Origin of the sequence: Fictibacillus fluitans, from assembly GCF_030418125.1 — a bacterium.
Lineage (GTDB): Bacteria > Bacillota > Bacilli > Bacillales > Fictibacillaceae > Fictibacillus_C > Fictibacillus_C fluitans.
Map to the genome: position 1 here is coordinate 1 of NZ_JAUHTR010000016.1, position 17,994 is coordinate 17,994.

Annotated in this window: 16 protein-coding genes; 3 read left to right on the top strand and 13 right to left on the bottom strand. The window is 45.1% G+C overall.

The features are described 5' to 3' along the window. Positions 1–36: 36 nt before the first annotated feature. The 9 genes from QYB97_RS20735 to QYB97_RS20775 form a co-directional block, all read right to left on the bottom strand. Entirely contained in the window at positions 37–1,593 is a 1,557-nt protein-coding gene (locus tag QYB97_RS20735) for a glycine betaine ABC transporter substrate-binding protein (RefSeq protein WP_301167939.1), read from the bottom strand. Next, the gene (locus QYB97_RS20740) at positions 1,583–2,734 is read right to left on the bottom strand and encodes an ABC transporter ATP-binding protein (RefSeq protein ID WP_301167940.1); all 1,152 of its coding nucleotides are present in this window, start codon (positions 2,732–2,734) and stop codon (positions 1,583–1,585) included. The genes QYB97_RS20735 and QYB97_RS20740 overlap by 11 nt, the downstream gene beginning before the upstream one ends. 135 nt (positions 2,735–2,869) lie before the next feature. Beyond that, positions 2,870–5,263: a YhgE/Pip domain-containing protein gene (locus QYB97_RS20745; RefSeq protein ID WP_301167941.1), complete on the bottom strand. Its 2,394-nt coding sequence runs from the start codon at positions 5,261–5,263 to the stop codon at positions 2,870–2,872. 166 nt (positions 5,264–5,429) lie between these two features. Continuing rightward, the gene (locus tag QYB97_RS20750) at positions 5,430–5,999 is read right to left on the bottom strand and encodes a TetR/AcrR family transcriptional regulator (RefSeq protein ID WP_301167942.1); all 570 of its coding nucleotides are present in this window, start codon (positions 5,997–5,999) and stop codon (positions 5,430–5,432) included. An 84-nt stretch (positions 6,000–6,083) separates the two neighbouring features. Further along, complete coding sequence (locus QYB97_RS20755) at positions 6,084–7,337, bottom strand: ATP-binding protein (RefSeq protein ID WP_301167943.1); 1,254 nt, start codon at positions 7,335–7,337, stop codon at positions 6,084–6,086. A gap of 105 nt (positions 7,338–7,442) precedes the next feature. Further along, complete coding sequence (gene hemY / locus QYB97_RS20760) at positions 7,443–8,864, bottom strand: protoporphyrinogen oxidase (protein ID WP_301167944.1); 1,422 nt, start codon at positions 8,862–8,864, stop codon at positions 7,443–7,445. Positions 8,865–8,869: 5 nt separating this feature from the next. Then, on the bottom strand, positions 8,870–9,808 hold the full coding sequence (gene hemH / locus QYB97_RS20765; protein WP_301167945.1) for a ferrochelatase: 939 nt from the start codon (positions 9,806–9,808) through the stop codon (positions 8,870–8,872). Between the two features lie 5 nt (positions 9,809–9,813). Then, the gene (hemE, locus tag QYB97_RS20770; protein ID WP_301167946.1) at positions 9,814–10,851 is read right to left on the bottom strand and encodes a uroporphyrinogen decarboxylase; all 1,038 of its coding nucleotides are present in this window, start codon (positions 10,849–10,851) and stop codon (positions 9,814–9,816) included. A 189-nt stretch (positions 10,852–11,040) separates the two neighbouring features. Continuing rightward, positions 11,041–13,176 (bottom strand): transglycosylase domain-containing protein, encoded by a 2,136-nt coding sequence (locus QYB97_RS20775; protein ID WP_425589833.1) that lies wholly within the window; start codon positions 13,174–13,176, stop codon positions 11,041–11,043. A 224-nt stretch (positions 13,177–13,400) separates the two neighbouring features. Here QYB97_RS20775 and QYB97_RS20780 point away from each other — a divergent pair, with 224 nt between their 5' ends. Together QYB97_RS20780 and QYB97_RS20785 are read left to right on the top strand one after the other, a co-directional pair. Continuing rightward, on the top strand, positions 13,401–13,895 hold the full coding sequence (locus QYB97_RS20780; RefSeq protein ID WP_301167947.1) for an antibiotic biosynthesis monooxygenase family protein: 495 nt from the start codon (positions 13,401–13,403) through the stop codon (positions 13,893–13,895). Positions 13,896–14,038: 143 nt separating this feature from the next. After that, positions 14,039–14,929, top strand: coding sequence for a diacylglycerol/lipid kinase family protein (locus tag QYB97_RS20785; protein ID WP_301167948.1), 891 nt, complete (start codon positions 14,039–14,041; stop codon positions 14,927–14,929). Here QYB97_RS20785 and QYB97_RS20790 read toward each other — a convergent pair. The 3 genes from QYB97_RS20790 to QYB97_RS20800 all read right to left on the bottom strand — a co-directional run bounded on the left by QYB97_RS20790 (position 14,893) and on the right by QYB97_RS20800 (position 16,582). Beyond that, positions 14,893–15,621: a phosphatase PAP2 family protein gene (locus QYB97_RS20790; RefSeq protein WP_301167949.1), complete on the bottom strand. Its 729-nt coding sequence runs from the start codon at positions 15,619–15,621 to the stop codon at positions 14,893–14,895. The genes QYB97_RS20785 and QYB97_RS20790 overlap by 37 nt on opposite strands. Positions 15,622–15,702: 81 nt before the next feature. Then, a complete protein-coding gene (locus QYB97_RS20795) occupies positions 15,703–16,041 on the bottom strand; it encodes a DUF3243 domain-containing protein (protein ID WP_301167950.1) in 339 nt (112 codons plus the stop codon). 16 nt (positions 16,042–16,057) lie between these two features. Beyond that, a complete protein-coding gene (locus QYB97_RS20800) occupies positions 16,058–16,582 on the bottom strand; it encodes a type 1 glutamine amidotransferase domain-containing protein (protein ID WP_301167951.1) in 525 nt (174 codons plus the stop codon). Positions 16,583–16,719: 137 nt separating this feature from the next. Between QYB97_RS20800 and QYB97_RS20805 the strand changes: the two genes are divergently transcribed. Continuing rightward, positions 16,720–17,151, top strand: a complete 432-nt coding sequence (locus QYB97_RS20805; RefSeq protein ID WP_301167952.1) for a ferritin-like domain-containing protein — start codon at positions 16,720–16,722, stop codon at positions 17,149–17,151. Positions 17,152–17,209: 58 nt separating this feature from the next. Here the strand turns inward: QYB97_RS20805 and QYB97_RS20810 are convergent, their stop codons facing one another. Beyond that, the gene (locus tag QYB97_RS20810) at positions 17,210–17,962 is read right to left on the bottom strand and encodes an EcsC family protein (RefSeq protein WP_301167953.1); all 753 of its coding nucleotides are present in this window, start codon (positions 17,960–17,962) and stop codon (positions 17,210–17,212) included. Between the last annotated feature and the right edge of the window lie 32 nt (positions 17,963–17,994).

Genomic DNA, 17,994 nt, shown 5'->3' on the forward strand with positions numbered 1-17,994 from the left:
TCCGGCATAGTCATGCCGGACTGTTTTTTTGTTCTATTACTTGATTAACTTTTTCTTTTTCAGGAAGTCTCTTGCGACATCTCTTGGCTCTTTCTTATCAATATCGACCTCTGCGTTCATTTCGGCCATTTCTTTATCGCTGATTTTTCCGGCCAGCTTATTGACTGTGCTTTTAAGTTTCGGGTACTTCTTCAATGTTTCTTCCCGGACAATAGGCGCTGCATAATAAGGAGGGAAGAACTTTTTGTCATCCTTTAAAAGTTTCAGGTTATAGCGCGGAATCCGTCCATCGGTGGTAAAAGCAGCAATCGTATCAACTTTTCCGTTCTTAACCGCTGCATACATCAGGTTCGGATCCAGGCTTTTTTTATCTTTGAAGTTAAATTTATAGGCTTTTTGGAAATTAGGGTATCCATCCTGCCGCTCATAAAATTCTGTCGGCGCGCCAAACGTAACCTCAGAGGCTTTATCCGCAAGTTCAGATGTGGTCGTAACCCCGAGTTCCTTATACTTTTGCGGTCTTACAGCAATGGCATAGGTATTCTGGAAGCCAAGCGGTTTCAGCCAGTCCAGGTTGTATTTCTTTTTATAGCCTTCTTTTACCTGCTCATAGGTTTGGTCCGCGGAAATGTCAGGAGAATATTTCTTTTTTAAAATATCCATAAAAGCTGTACCTGTGTATTCCACGTACATATCGATATCTCCCTTTTTAATCGCTTGAGTCAGAATCGCTGTCTCCCCGAGTCCTTCTCCCACATCCATTTTATAATCGGTTTTGTCTTCCACGTATTCTGCAATGACATACGGGAGAATATATTGTTCCGTCCATTTTTTGCCGGAAATTTTGATCGCATCTTCAGTTGTTCCCCCTCTGAGAGCAAAGAACAAAAGCACTGCTGCTACCGGGATAAGAATAATCCCCGCCTTCTTCCACGAAAACTTTTTGCGTCCGACCGGATTGGAAGCGATCTCGATTCGTTTTAGTAAATAGTCGATGACAAGAGCAAGAAGGGCAGCAGGAATTGCTCCGGCAAGCACCAATTCGTTCCTTGCTGTTGAAAGTCCCCTGTAAATAAGGTCACCCAGTCCGCCTGCTCCGATAAAGGCCGCCAGGGTCGCTACTCCTATGGTTAAAACTGTTGCCGTACGCAGGCCTGCCATGATAATCGGCATGGCCAGGGGAAGCTCAATCATTCTCAAAATCTGGTTTTTGGTCATTCCCATTCCCCGTCCTGCTTCCACAGCGGACTGATCAACCCCAATAATTCCGGCGTATGTATTTCTTAAAATGGGAAGCAGTGCATAAACCGTCAGAGCAATAATCGCAGTTGTGCTTCCGATGCCGAACAAAGGCAATAGAAAACCGAAGAGCGCAAGACTTGGGATCGTCTGAAAAATCGCTGTGACCCCGATTACCGGCTCCGCTACTCTTTCTCTGCGTGAAATAAAGATGCCTAGCGGAATCGCGATTACCGCAGCGATAATGATAGAAACCAGTGACAAAAACAAATGCTGCTGCAGCCCTTCCAAAATATCCGGCCAGCGCGTTTGAAATGTATTTGCAAGTGACGAAAAGAAATTATTATTGTTCATCGGCCTTTACTCCTTCCTGTCTTCCAATGATCTTCAAGCCTGCAAGGCCACGCATCATCGTGGAATGGGTAATCAGGCCAGCCAGTGTTTGTCCGTCCAGCACAGGTATGAATGGGGATTTTTTTGTGGCAAAAATCTCTGCCACATCCGTGTACGGTGTTTCTACGGATACCGAATCGAACTCCGCCTCCATAATGTCTGAGAGCGTTTTATCTTCTTCGTTATAATGGCGCTCCACCGCATCGATCGTTGCGATGCCGAGTAAATGATTGGAGGAATTGGTGACCAGGAGGCTGTCGACCCTGTATCGCTTCATCATTTTCAATGCTTCCGCCAATCCCCTTGTCGGCTTGGCTGTAACTACTTTTCCAATCATCAAATCAGCAGCTGTCGGCTGATCATTGGAGGCATCCTCGAGTCGCTGCTCGCCAATAAAGCCTTTAACAAAATCATCAGCAGGATGGCGCAGAATTTTTTCGGGAGTATCAAACTGAACAATCGTTCCTTCTTTCATGATGGCAATCCGGTCAGCAATCTTGAGCGCCTCATCCATATCATGGGTTACAAAAACAATGGTCTTTTGGATAGTATCCTGCAGCTTGACCAATTCGTCCTGAAGCTGCTCCCTGCTGATGGGGTCAAGAGCACTGAACGGCTCATCCATCAATATTACCGGAGGTTCGGCCGCAAGCGCCCTGATTACTCCGATCCTTTGCTGCTGTCCGCCGCTCAGCTCTGCAGGGAATCTGTCTCTGAACGTATCAGGATCAAGTCCCACCAGATTTAAGAGTTCATCCACTTTTCCCTCATACTCTTCTTTTTTCCATCCCTTCAGTCTTGGCACAAGTGATATATTTTCACCGATGGTCATATGGGGAAGCAAACCGATTTGCTGGATGACGTATCCTATGTTTCTGCGAAGCTGAACCGGATCTTTTTCTGAAATATCCTCTCCATTAATCAGGATTGTTCCACCTGTTGGCTCGATCAGACGGTTCATCATTTTCATTGTCGTGGTCTTTCCGCAGCCGCTTGGTCCGATCAGGGCTACTAGCTCACCCTTTTCAATATGTAATTCTATGTTCTTCAAGGCTTGAAATCCATCAGGATATGTTTTCTCCACATTTTTAAAAGTAATCATATATCCACCCCTTCTTTCTTTATATCTTCTGTCCTGTGTATATTTCCCTAAATCCCAAGCAAGAAACCAAGTTAGCAAGCAAACCCGGTGGAATTAAAAAAGCAGCCCCTTCACTAACGAAAGGACCGCCCCATATTAAATAGTATTCGCAGCGTTCTCGCCATTTCTGAACTTTTTCATCTTAAAAGTGAAGAACAGAAGGGAAGCTGCCAGCATTGGTACCATAAAGTAGCCCAATATGATGGCGTTTTGCCACATCAGGCTGTAATCCCCGGTGGTGATAACCGCCCTTAATCCTGCGATGGAATAAGACATCGGCATAAAGGCATGAACCGTCTGCAATGAAGAAGGAATCATTTCAGTCGGGAATGTACCGCCGCTCGAGGTCAATTGGAAAATCAGCATCAGAATGACAATAAACCTTCCCGGGTTTCCCATGGATGATACGAGAAACTGTATAATCGCCATGAAGGTTAAACTGATGATGATACTGAATACAATAAACCTGCCTGTGCTTTGTACGTCTAAATCCAGACCCTTGATCAAGATCAAGTCCGCAATCAATGCTTGTAAAATTCCTGTAACCGCCATAAAGACATATTTGCTGAAGAACCAGCTAAAGGCATTTTTAGGCTTAACCGCCGGTTCGATGAGCGGAAACACAATGGTAAGCATAAGCGCGCCTACGAAAAGACCAAGAGATAGAAAATAAGGTGCCAGACCCGTACCATAAGTCATATCCTTCACCGTGCTTGCATTAAGGGTTTTGACCGGATTGGATATCATGTTGATTCCATCGTCTGTGGCTTTCGCTTTTTCTGCTTTATCCGCTGCTTTGTGAAGTTCACCAGCGAGTTCCTTATTCCCTGACTGGATGGAATCTACCCCGGAAGCCAGGCTTCCAGCACCTTTATTAAGCTCGAGCGCTCCCTCGCTTAATTTCCCTGAACCGTCTTTGGCGGTTTGAATACCCTGTGTCAAATCAATGCTTCCTTGTGCCAGTTTGGATTGTCCTTCACTCAGTTTGCCAACATTCTCAACAAGAGCGGGCCATCCTTTGGCCAGACTGCCTGTTCCTTCAGTTACTTGTGCGGAACCGGCTGCCAATTGATCCGCTCCATTTTTAGCTTCTCCAATTTTGGACATGAAGGTTTTCGTGCCATCCAGCAATTTCTGCTGTCCTGATGCGAGCTGATCAAGGCCATCCACTAATTTTCTTTGTCCCGCGTGAAGAGATTCCACACCTTGCTGAAATTTAGACTGTCCTTGTTCAAGCTGATCGGCTCCTGCTGCCAGCTCATCTGCTCCTTGCTTAATAGGAAGAGCTCCGGCAGCGACTTTCTGTGTTCCCTGGCTCACTTGCTGGCTTCCTGCTTCAAGAGCCGCAACCCTTGCCATGATTTCTGCTTTCGGCATATCCGGATTCTTTTCCAAATCGGCTTTTAAAGAAGAAAGGCCATTGCTTACCTTCTCTGCTCCAGCAGCCGTTTGATCGGCACCGCCTTTAAGTGAGGAGGCACCTTCGGAAAGTTTACCCCCGCCTGTCTTTAAGCGTTCCGCGCCCGCCAGAAGGTCCTTTCCCTTTTCATCCAGCGTTGCGGCGCCCGCATAAGCTGCATCAGCACCCGCTTTGAGTTCTTTTGCCCCCTCTGCTGATTGCTCCTGGCCGGATGTAATCTGGCTGCCTTTCTCATTAAGCTCACCCAGGCCGGCCGCAAGGCTGTTCGTTCCCTTGGTAAGCTGCCCTGCCCCGTTATTCAGCTTCGCAATATCGGAGGTTTTCTGGTTCATTCCTGCATACAGCTTGTCTGTGCCATCCTTGGAAGCCTTCAACCCTGATGACAGCTGGGAAGAACCTCCTTCCAATTCGCCAAGCCCGCTTTCAAGATCTTTTGTTTTATTGGACAGGGTGCCTGTGCCTTTGGCCAAGTCGTGCGAACCCGCCGATGCTTTGGAAGAGCCTTGTGCCAGTTTTCCCGCTCCCTCCGAAGCTTTCTGAAAACCATCTCCCATTTTGCCAATCTGATCAAAAATGACTCCGGTATAGGTTTTGGAAATTTTATTGGACAGCTTGTTTTCCAGCTGCTGTACCCCTTTTTGTCCAATTTGCGATGCCAGATAGTTATAGCCTGAATTGGTTTTATATTTTAATTGCAGTTTATCCGGATGAGGATCCATAGCTGTTTTGGCTTTCTTTGAAAAGTTGTCCGGAACTTCAATTACTGCATAGTATTTATTTTCTTTAAGTCCTCTTTCGGCTTGTTGTTTCCCAACAAACTCCCATTTAAAATCAGGATTATCCTTTAATTCTTTGACGAGGTCATCCCCGATCCGGAGCTTTTCTCCGTCCATTACGGCACCTTTGTCTTCGTTTACTACCGCGACCGGCAGCTGGTCAGTATGAGAATACGGATCCCAGAAAGCCCATAGATATATGCCGGCATAAAGAATCGGAATAAATAAAATAGCTGCCACTGGAATCAATAATTTCGGATTGCGCAGGACAGATTGAAATTGTTTCCAAACCATATGTTTTCACCCATTTCTTTCAAATAATACATAATGACCGATTTGGTCATATGGTCATTTATAACCAAAAAAAGAGACCTTTATAAAAGATCGCTGTTTAAAACTGACTAAAATCAAAAATTGGTCATTACCTAAAATACCACGATTTCTACCTGGTTTGCAACTGTTATTTTCTTAAGCCCGTTATGAGGATATCTTCAAAAATATCAGCGATTTCTTCCTTGCTTAACGGCTTGTGCTCCAATTCCCAGTCAAAAACAAGTGAAACATACATCTTCAGCATGACGTAGGATGCTATTTCTGTATTGCATTCCTTGATTTCGCCTTTTTCAATTGCCTTCTCAAGCTCATGCCTGATGAATGACAGCACAGCGGTTTCCAGCATGCTGCTTGCCTCTTTTACAGCAGGAGTGTTCATTTCTCTGCCTTCCTGCGCAATTTTGATGGCAAGCTGATGGGATTTCCTGAAATCCAGCACACCATACAGGGCAGCATGCAGATTTTCATGGAATGGGCGTTGTTCATGGATGGCCTCTACCGCTACAAGTTTTATTTGCCGAACCAAATCCGATACGATTTCTTTAAAAAGCTGCTCCTTATTCTCAAAAAAGGTATAAATGGTGCCTTTTCCAACATTGGCAATCTTTGCTACCTGATCCATTGTTGTTGCTTTGTAACCGAACAATGTAAATGATTTGGCAGCTGCTTCTATAATATTTTGTTTACGATCAACCATGGACACATTTCCTTTCACTGACCATTTTTTATAACTGGTCAATTAATCACTTTACCATGTAACTTTTCTTTGTACAAGATCCATTTAAGAAGAAGAAACAGGCAATGTGAGCAAGACTCTCGTTCCTTCTAAAGGTTTGCTTTCATATTGTACCCTTCCTCCAATATCCCTGATCAGCCGGTTAATAATCATGGTTCCGAGACCTGTACCTTTCGTTTTTGTTGTGTAAAATGGCAAACCGATCGTTTGAAGCTCTTCTTCTGTCATCCCTTTGCCATTATCCTCAATAACAAGCGTAACTGAATTTTTTGATGAGGAGTGCTTGTAGATATCGATTACTCCTTCTTTCCCTTCGGTGGCCTCGATCGCATTTTTTATAATATTGATTAAACACTGCTTGATATGCTGGGAATCTCCAACAATCTGGCAGGACCTCTCTGATTCCTTATAATGAATAGAAGCATCATGCAGAGCACCATAGGGAGCAATCAGTGCCAGCGTATCATGAATCACTTCATTCAAAGAAAGAACAGTCAGCTCGGGTGCTGAAGGTCTGACCAGCGTCAGATAATCCGTAATGATTTTATTCGTGCGGTCCAATTCCTCCAAAATAAGCGGAGAAAACTCCTTGAATTTCTTGTCCTCTGTATCTTTTGCCAAAAACTGAATTAATCCCCTTACCGTTGTCATAGGATTTCTCACCTCATGGGCAATAGCGGCAGCCATTTGCCCTACAACCGACAGTTTATCAAGGTAGACTGTTTCTTCCAGCCTCATATTTACAGTGGTCAGCTTTTCAATCAATACGATCGTGGAGAAAAAAGAAATATGAAAAGAGATAAAATAAACCCAATAAAAATCGGCCGGCAAAAAGCTTAGCCGGTTATGAATAATCATCATATAGATGATAGTATAGATGGAAGAAATCACAATGCCCGCTTGCCACTTCTTTTTATTTTCACTGAAGAACCCTTTGTATGCCGCTGCAATAACGAATGCGAGCAGTGCCAGCCCCACACCAACCATGGCAAAATTGCCGCCAATAAACAAGCGAGCCGAACCGACGAAAAAGGTACAGATTGCCCCGGGGATCAATCCTCCGTATAAGGTCGCCACCATAATCGGAACGGTCCGTAAATCAAAAACAGAATCCTGAAGCGTCTGGATTGGATAGATCATACAAAGCAGAGCACATGCACTCGCTATCAAGCCATAAATGGCTTTCATGCGAAGGGTAAACTCTCGTCTGATCATAAATGGAATCAGTGTGTTGGCAATATACGTCAGTGAAAATACAATCGCAATATTCACAAACAATGGCTGTAAAAAGTCCTTCATATTATTAAATCTCCTTCAAAGATCCCCATCAACCCCTCTAAAAGTATACTCAAATAACCATTTAAAAGCGAGGAGCACAAGTATTGCCAAAAAAAGCGGCAGGCGCTAATAGGCCTGCCGCAAATTTTCCACAATATGCATAACTGCTTTTTCAGCTGAAGCCACACAATCCGGCAGTCCTACTCCCTCGTAGGAAGCGCCGGCCGCATAAACACCGGGATAATGATCCGAAAGGTTAGCCTGAAGCTTTTCCCATTGTTGCTTATGATTCACTTCATATTGGGGCATGGACTGAATCCAGCGGGACACATAATAGAATTCCGGATCAGCAGTAATGTCCATGATGGAATTCAAATCCTTCAAAACCGCTCTCAATATCGATTCATCCGACTCAAAAACAATATCCTGGTTGTTGGACCGGCCCACATAACAACGCAATAAAACCATTCCTTCAGGCGTAGTATGAGGCCACTTTCTATGGGTCCACGTACATGCGGTAATGGTTGTCGGTTCTTTTCTTGAAATGACAAACCCTGTTCCGTTAATATCCTTTTTAAGTGCAGAAGCAGGAAAAGCCATCGCTATTGTTGCTACCGAGGTAGATGGAGTTGCATGGAATCCGTCTACTCGTAAATGTTCAGGAAGCAGCTGTTTGGTCACGGAATAAGGAGATGCCAAAATCACAGCATCCGCATGCGTATTGGTTCCGTCTTCCAAATCAACCCGGTATCTTCCGGTATCTTCCCTTGCGACTCCTGAAACCTTTTTGTTTTTCCATATGCTTTCCGGTTCCAGCATTTCCTCTATTCTTTCCACAAGTGATTCAAGCCCGGAAGACAGAGTGAGGAACTGCCCTTTTTTCTTCCCGTACGTGCCCGGGCGGTCCGAAGGCTGCGGAAGGTTTGGTTTCATACCAAGAATAAGACTTCTTGATTTCTTTTCAACATCCTGAAACTGAGGAAACGTGGATTGCAGGCTTAACCGGTCGATGTCACCGGCATAAATGCCCGAAAGCAGAGGCTCGATCAAATTCTCCACCACTTGATCTCCCAGCCTTCTCCTGAAAAAGTGGCCCACCGAAATGTCAGTGTCCGCTTCTTCCCGCCTCGGAAGAACGAGATCAAGAGCGGCTCTTGCTTTTCCAGCGGGAGAAAACAATTTTGTTTTAATAAAGGGGCCAACTTTCGTAGGCACTCCCATAACCGCTCCTTCGGGTATACGATGAAGTGTCCCGCCGGACATCACATAAGCCTGTCCGGTTTCATTGTTGACCAGCTTGTCAGCAAGCCCTGCCTGCTCAATAAGACGTGTCATGCTTTTCTTTCGGCCCAAATAGGAGTCGGGTCCCCGCTCGATCACAAACCCGTCGTGATGAATGGTTTTGATCTTTCCACCAAGCCGGCTTGAAGCTTCAATTAATGTATAGGTTATGGGAAGGCCCTTTTCCTTTTCTTTCTGAAGATAGAAGGCTGCAGTAAGGCCCGTTATCCCTCCGCCAATTATTACTACATGCTGTCGATTGGGCATGATTATCACTTTCCTTCTCGGGTTAAAGCTTCTGAAACAACATCAGCAAGTGCACCAATAAATTCATCCTTGGCATTCGGCATTGCCGGGCGGTAATAATTGACGCCCAGTTCTTCTGTTACGACCTTGCACTCATAATCATTATCAAACAAAACCTCGAGGTGATCAGCAACAAAGCCGACCGGGCAATACACGTAGGATGTATATCCTTGTTCCTTATATAAGTCTCGTGTCAAATCCTGCACATCGGGACCGATCCAGGGCTCAGGCGTATTACCCGCACTTTGCCAGCCGATTGTGTAATGAGGAATTCCCGCTTTGGCCGCGATCAGGTCTGCCGTTTCTTTCAACTGGTCGGGATAAGGGTCTCCCATTTTCAAGATGCGTTCAGGCAGGCTGTGAGCTGAAAAAATAACTACTGTTTTTTCCTTTTCGTCCGATGAAATCCCGCTCATTACCTTATTAATCTCAGTTACCCAATAGTCAATAAATTTCGGATGATCATACCACTGGTCAATCGAAGTCAGCTGAATGCCAACATTCTCTGCCACCTCAGCGGCACGTCCATTATAGGATTTCACACTAAAGGTGGAATAGTGCGGCGCAAGAACGATGGATACTGCTTCCGTTATTCCGTCTTCCTTCATCTGCTTGACCGCATCCTCAATGAAAGGGTCAATGTGCTTTAAGCCTAAATAACTTTTAAATTCCACATCGCTAAAGCGGTGGTTCAGTTCCTCTTCCAGCCTCAAAGCCTGTTCCTCCGTGATTTTGGCAAGCGGGGATATTCCCCCGATCATCTCATAGCGGTGTGTGAGGTCCTGAAGCTGTTCTTCTGACGGCTTCCGTCCGCGGCGAATGTGAGTATAGTAGGATTCAACTTCATCAAGGCTCCGTGGTGTGCCATAAGCCATAACAAGCAATCCCATTTTGCGTTTTGCCATTTGTGTCACCCCAATTTTTTAGAAGAGTATTCGTGTATAAAAGCAGTTAACCGCTGCAAAGTTTCCACCTGTACCTGAGGGAAAATACCTTTCCCTACATTAAAGATAAAGCCAGGTTCTTCCATTCCTTCGTCAAGAATTTGCTTGGCTTTTTCCTCGATGACTTTCCATGGTGCAAGCAAAACAGAAGGATCAAGATTACCCTGAAGCGCTTTGGTCACTCCCATTTCTCTCGCTTCCCTTGGTGAGGTTCTCCAATCGAGCCCAATCACATCAATGGGCAGTTCATTCCAATCCTGCAGAAGATGGCGAGCCCCTGTTCCATAAAGAATAAGCGGGACTCCTTCCGTGCGCAGCTCAGAAAAGATACGGTTCATCACCGGTTTGATATAGTGTCTGAAATCTTCTGCATTCAAAGCACCTACCCATGAATCGAAGATCTGAAACGCCTGTGCACCTGAAGCAATCTGTGCTTTGGCATAGGCAATCGTCATGTCACCCAGTTTGTCCATGAGCAGGAACCAGGCCTCCGGATCAGAATACATGAATGCTTTTGTATAATGATAATCCCTTGATGGGCCGCCTTCAATCATGTAGCTTGCGATCGTGAACGGAGCCCCTGCGAATGTGATCAGCGGAACCTCCAGCTGCTTACGGAGAAGCTGGATCGTATCCAGAACATAAGGAACATCCTTTTCTGGTTCAATTATGCCCAGCTTCGCAACATCTTCCATTGTCCTTACAGGTGCATCAATTACAGGACCAACACCGGGCTTAATTTCAACATTTACACCAAGAGCGGGAACAGGAGACATAATGTCCTTATACAGAATGGCAGCATCGACTCCATGCTGGTCAACGGGCAATTTTGTAACCTGGGCACAAAGCTCAGGACGGTGAGTAATGTCAAAAAGCGAATATTTTTCCTTCAGTTTTCGGTATTCCGGCTGAGACCGCCCTGCCTGGCGCATATACCATACCGGCACAAAACTGTTTTCTTCTTTTCGACAGGCTTTTAAAAACTCCTCATTTATCATCAACATCGACACCCTTTCTGCTTTGAAGCAAAAGCCCGAATCACATTTTCCCTTCTTTGTGTCCCGACCTGTTATGAATTCCTCTAAATATGATGATCAGAAACCCGTTCGCTCCATTATCCATAAAACATTGTAAAAGAATTCACAATAAATGTATAGCGTCCCGGTTTAAATGTCATGAATTCGACTCATGCATTAGCGGAACAGATCAAGTTCAACTGAATTGGATGGTTCACCCTCCTGATCGGTTTGCGGATTTAAAGGGACCACATAGAATTTAGGCATGGAGAACAGATATCGTCCAGATACGGTGTAAGACCCCTTCCCGATGACTGTATCGACATGGGTGGATTCCCCGTCTTTTATCGCATAAATCTTGTACTGGAGCCGTTCGTCATCAGACGGCGTCCAGGAGAGCTTGATCCCGGGCACACCGAAACTGCCAAGGGCAAAGCTCGCTTTCAAGTCGCTGATTCTGATTAAGTCCACCGGGGGATCAAGCTCTTTTACGCCTTTTGGCTTCTTGAACGTCAGCGCGCGCTGGGACGGCATCTGTGAGATCACATCTTTAAAAAGCAATGTCGCTTTTTCACTTGATGTGTTCAGGTAGCTTTCATTTGTGGTTCTGTCATATCCAATCCATGCGGCTCCTACCACTTTGGGTGTGTATCCGACAAACCAGGCGTCTTTGTTTGCATGAGGAACTCCCTCATAATTCGTTGTGCCGGTTTTGCCTGCAAGTTCTGTCCCTGCATTACCGGATTTCCCTGTTCCTTTTTCCACCACTTGCTGAAGCATACGGGTCATATACCATGCCGTTTGTTTTTTGAATACTTTCTTTTCTTTATGGCTTGCCTTACCGACAAGTTCTCCGTTCCGGTCATAGATTTTGGCAATCACATACGGTTTTATCGTCTTCCCGTCCCTCGCAAACGACCGGTATGCGGCCATCATTTGATAAGGTGATACCCCGTGGTCAAGTCCGCCAAGTGCTATGCCAAGGCCCTTATCCGGGATATCCATGCCAAGTTTTTTCAATGCCGCCTTCGACTGATCGATGCCAAGCTCATTAAGAAGCCATACCGCCGGGGCGTTGATGGAATCCCTGATCGCTTCGGCCATGGATACTTTCCCGCGGTATTTCCCATCATAGTTTTTAGGTTTATAGCCCTTGTAGCTGAGCTGTTCGTCCTTTAGCATCGAATACGGTTTGTACGCTTTCGTTTCCAGTGCCGGTGCATACACCGCAAGCGGCTTGAAGGAAGAACCCGGCTGGCGGTTGACGTTTACCCTGTTAAGGCCTTCCGTCAAATACCCTCTTCCCCCCTGGGCAGCAATAATTCCGCCCGTATCCGCGTCCATCAGCACCATTGCTCCTTCGGGGCGTTCATTTCCCGTCCCGACGAAATAATCGGGTTTTAAGAAGGTTTGATATAGAGCATTCTGTGTGTCTTTTTGCATCGGCACGACCACTTTATATCCGCCTTTGCGCATTTCCTCACGAGAAAGATGATACCTGTCTGTTGCTTCCTTAAGGACCATATCAATATACGTGGTGAGGGCGGGATTTCGCTCTTCTTTATGAAGATTAAGAGAGATCGTTCTGCCCTTCGCTCTTACCGCCTGTTCCGCCGTAATGAAGTGCTGGTTAGCCATCAGATCCAAAACAAGGTCTCTTCTTTTTTTACTGGCCTCACGGTGCTCAATTGGAGAATAGTGGCTTGGAGCCTTTGGCATCCCTGCCAGCATCGCCCCTTCTTCAAGCGTCAGTTCGCTCACATCTTTATTAAAATAAAATTTGGAAGCCGCTTGAATTCCATAAGCTCCATGCCCAAAATAAATTTGGTTAAGATACATTTCCAAAATTTTATCCTTGCTGTATCTTCTTTCAAGGTTAATTGCAATGACAGCTTCTTTCGTTTTTCGAAGCAGTGATTTCTCATGAGAAAGAAATACGTTCTTTGTCAGCTGCTGAGTAATCGTGCTTCCTCCCTCAACTTTATGTCCGGCTGCAATATCCCGGTAAATTGCACGGGCGATCGAACGAAAATCCAGGCCGTGGTGCTCATAGAATCTCGTATCCTCAACTGCGACAAACGCATCTTTCACCTCATCGGGTATTTCCTTCCCCGATACGAGCTCCCGGTTCTCAGAATAGATCCTCGTAATTGTATTACCCTTCATATCCACCAGTTTTGAAGCGGAGCTCATAACAAGATCCTTATCATCCACGACATAATCTCCGGCCATAAGTATAAATAAATAGCCCATAAATCCCGCTATAAAAATTCCTATTAATAAACCAATGCCCAGCATTCCATTTTTAAACACACCATGTACCTCTCTTTATGACAAAGTTTCCCTATCAACATGCCATACTGATTGCTTATTTTACTATATTATTACAGATTACGCGAAAAGAAGGATAAAACACATACGATTGCAAACGATAATCTTACACTTTGTGCTCGTTTATTATTTGCATTCTGCGGGTAATTCATGAATTAGAAGCTTTCTTAACATCTATTCTATCCCAACATAAGGAGCGGTTTTATATGAAGCTATTTATCACGTACGGAACACAGCATTATCTGGAACAACTGCCGGAAGCCTCTCATGATCATGCCATTTTGCTGGAAAGCGGCGGAGATGCCGCATTAATGGTGGAAAACATCGATAATAATCCTTTTGAAGCAGGACATTCCTTTGAAATTCTGAATTCACGCGGAGATTTGAAAAATGGCACGTTTGCCGTGCTGAATCACATTCAGGTAACCGATGAGGGACGTGCCCTCTTTGAACAACGGTTTCAGCAGAGAGCCGGTCTCGTGGAAAAGGAACCCGGCTTTGCAGCTATCCGAGTATTGCGTCCCGATCAAAACGATCCTTATATCATACTGACGTTGTGGGAGTCCCAATCGGATTTTATCAATTGGCAGCAGTCCTCCGCCTACGCGGAAGCGCACAAGGACAGGGGTACAGGCGGCGGTCTCCCGCAGACATTGTTTTCGGGACCATCATATGTAAAACAATACAGAGTACATTCCTAGATCCATTTATCTGATTTTACAGCTTAGCCTGCAGGCATACGAAAGCCGTGCAGGCTTTTCCTTATGAGAAATAATTTTATGGAAAGATATGATAAATCTATCGCGCCTTGCGAATACTTTTAGAAGATGAGGAGGGGGTTCAAATGAAAAAAGCAGCGATTATACTGAATCCGTATGCAGGCAACAAACAGCTCGTTGATAATATAGATGAGGTAGTCAAAAAGTTAGAACAAGGCTACAGTGACGTCATTCTCCATAGAACAAAAGAAGAGGGAGACGGCGGCAGATTTCTGGCTGAGATTGCCGGCGATGTCGATCTGATTATCGGGGCTGGCGGTGACGGGACCATTCACGAACTCGTCAACGCGCTTTGCCCGCTTGAAAACCGACCGGACTTTGCCATTTTGCCAGGTGGGACATGCAACGATTTTTCTCGGGCCATTGGTATGGATCAGGACCCTTTTAAGGCAGTGGATCAAATTCTTGAGAACAGAATTGAAAAACTCGATGTTGGCCATTGCAATACAAACTACTTTCTTAACTTTTGGGGCATCGGCTTGATCACTCAAGTATCAGCAAATATTGACAGCCAGGTAAAAGACCGGTTTGGCCGTTTGTCCTACTATCTTGCCACAGCCCAAACGGTGAAGAATTATGAATCATTTCATTTGGAAATTGAAAGCCCTGATTTCACTTACAACGGAGATGCTTCTATGCTCATTGTCGGTAACGGCCCGTTCACGGGGGGCATCAGAGCGTTTTTTCCTGACACGAACATCCAGGACGGGAAGTTTGACATCCTGATTGTAAAAGAACCCTCGTTAAAATTAATCTGGGATGCTGTTCAGTCCAAATTACTGAATACCACTCCTGCCAATGAGGATCTCCTTTACTATAAAACCGATTCATTGTCGCTTACCGCCACACCCGACCAACTGATTGACTGTGACGGAGAACGCAATGCAAGAACACCGGCGACACTGGAAAATTTAAAGAACTACTTGTCCGTTATTGTTGGCAGCTTCCCGGTTTGAGCGGAGTCCCGATGATTCCGACGTTTATAAAAATAAACGACTTCAAGAGCAGCCACACATAAAAGCAGCCAAACGAGACCGGCAGCATACCCGGCAATTACATCTGAAGGATAATGTACACCAAGATAGATACGGCTGATTCCGATCAGGAGGATCACAGCTCCGAAAAGAAAACCCCAGAGAGTTTTGATGCCGGCCTTTCTTTTACTCCTGACAACGAGATATCCCAGAAAACCATAATAAATTAAACTGCCCATCGCGTGTCCGCTAGGAAAGCTGAAGCCCAGAGCTTCAACTATCGGATCTGTGTCGGGCCTTTTTCTTTGGAAAGCATCTTTCAGGATCAAATTCAGCAGGCCGCCCCCGCCAACAGCAATGAGAAAAAAGAGTATTCCCCAGCTATTTTTGTGTTTAATCCATAGCCACAGCATGCCCACGGCAACCAGGATTCCCAGTGCCAGTTTCGATCCGATTTCTGTAAAAAAGAGCATGATCCGGTCCATCGAGGGTGAGGAATACGAACGGACAGCATCAATGATGACGGGATCAAATCCAAACGATTCCTTTTCCAAAACTTCCTCCGATAATTCGGCAAAAATTAAAAGGCAAGCTGCAGCCAGTCCAAAACCGGCCAGCAGCAACAGCGTCGGGATAAGGGGAAAAGATACTTTTTTCATCATACGTTTAATCATGGCAGCACCTCATGCGAAATAATAACTTATTAAACGAAAAAAAGCTGCCAAGGGTTTCACAATGGCAGCTCTTTTCTTTATCTATTGTACAAGCTTAATGAGCATATGTGCCAGTTGATGCTTCTGCTGCTCATCTCCAACCTTCCAAAGCTCCTTCAGAAGATTTTCTTCCGCGTTGCGCGGCTCTTCTGTTTGCGCAAGATGTTCTGCGACCTTTTGTGCCGCTTTCGCCAATGTTTCTTCATCCAGTCCCAATTTTTCGCCAAGTGCTACTCTTGTGTGCAGGTAAGATTTAAACTCGGAAAAATTTTGCAGAATTTCATCTTTTCGCTCATCGCTGATGCGAGCAACGGTGTCATCGACTTTGTTCAGGTTTACTGTATCGTCTTTGTGCAAAATATGTTTTTCTTCATTGCTCATGGCCTTTTCTCCTTTATTAATTTAAATTTGAAAGGATGGAAAGTGATTCCCGGTTGAATGCAGGAATATCATCTGGCTGTCTACTTGTCACGAGATTTCCGCCGCAAACGACAACCTCTTCATCCACAAAGTTGGCACCCGCGTTCTTCAAATCAACCTTAATTGAATTGTAGCCTGTGACTTTGCGGTCCTTCAGCACACCAGCTGTAATGAGCAGCTGCGGGCCGTGGCAGATAGCAAAAATCGGCTTTCCGCTGTCAGCAAACTCTTTGGCAAAGCTGACAAAACGCTCATCATCCCTCAGCTGATCCGGGGAAAATCCACCCGGGATAAACAGCGCATCAAAATCTGAAGGGCTGACCTCACCAATTCCTGCATCGGAGGTTACGGTTGCTTCCTGCTGTTTCCCTTTTATAGTTTGTCCTTTTTCAAATCCAATAACCGTTACTTCGTGTCCTGCTTCCTTATAAGCTTTGGCTGGATCGGTAAGTTCAACATCTTCAAACAGGTTAGTCAACACAGTTGCAATTTTAGCCATCAATTACTCACTCCTCATTCTATTATCTACACCCATTACATTACCTTTTGACAAAAGAAGTAAACCCGTTTTTCTGTAGTTTATTACATGTTTAAATAGGGAAGTATATAGCTGAATGAATATTGGGAGGTAATGTATAAATGGAAAAAGATTTAGAAGTACTGATTGAAGGATTGAATGAAGATTTAGCCAACGAATATTCAGCGATCATTATGTACAACCATAATGCAGCCACTGTATCCGGTATTTACCGCCAGGTGTTAAAGCCGTTTTTCCAATCTGAAATCGGTGATGAACAAGGACACGCCTTGTATCTTGCTGAAAAAATCAGCACGCTCGGCGGAACCCCAACCACCATGCCAAAAGAAGTAAAACAAGTAAATGATGTCCGCCAGATGCTTGAAGAAGCACGCAATGCGGAGATCGATACCATCCGAAGATATGAAGAGCGAAAAGAACAGGCGTCCAATCTAAACATGACAGAATTGGTTGTACAGCTTGAAGATATGATTGCAGATGAAACCAAACATAAAGAAGAAATGGACCGCTTGTTAAAAGATAACCGTTTCTAAAAAACATGAAATACAATAAAAAGCTGCTGCTCTCCCTCAGGGAGAGCAGCAGCTTTTTTTAAAGCCAGCCTTTTTGTTTCAAATCGTTGACTGTACGAAGACGAAAACAGTTCTTAGCCGTTTTTCCCAGCTCATCAATAAAGCGGTAATTGGCAAAAGCTCCAACCACAGCACCAAACCCGGGCACCATTTGCAGCATCTTCACAAGGTCAATGTGATCTCTGTAATCCTGCTGCAATGTCTGCCAGTCAATCCCCTGCAAGTATTGCTGCTCCGCAGGAAGATCACCGATCGTGTCCTCCCAGTTCAAAATCCGTTCCAGAAGCTCTTTCCGTTTAAATGGACTGCAGTATGCCAGTTGAAAAATATAAAGAATGTAAAGCCGCTCCCGGTAATCCTTCACATCAAAACCATACGCCCCTGCGGTGTCGAACAGGAATTTCATTTTTATTCCCAAAAGGATGGGGAAATCGGCAAGTCCCAGCAGAAACCCTCCTGCTCCCGTCCCCGCTCCTTCCACCGCCGCAGTCCGCCGGTAAGAAACGATGAGGGAGTCAGCTGCTTCATCACTTTCCCTTAAACTGCGGGGAGCGAGCGGCTGCTTTTTCGAAATGTATTCGGACCCGATCAATGTCCCATGAACCATGCTTTTTATACTTTTCGTTATCATCACATGCACCTTTTCAGGGAGCATGCTGTTGATCCGGTTCTGCAGTTTCTTCGAAGAGCGGTCCCATAGAGAGGGCTCTTTCCTCATCTCGCGTTCCCATCTGTCGAGTTCTGCAACTATTTCTGTTTCATACCTGCCCATGAATTCTCCTCTTTCTTGTACTCCCAGGTTGT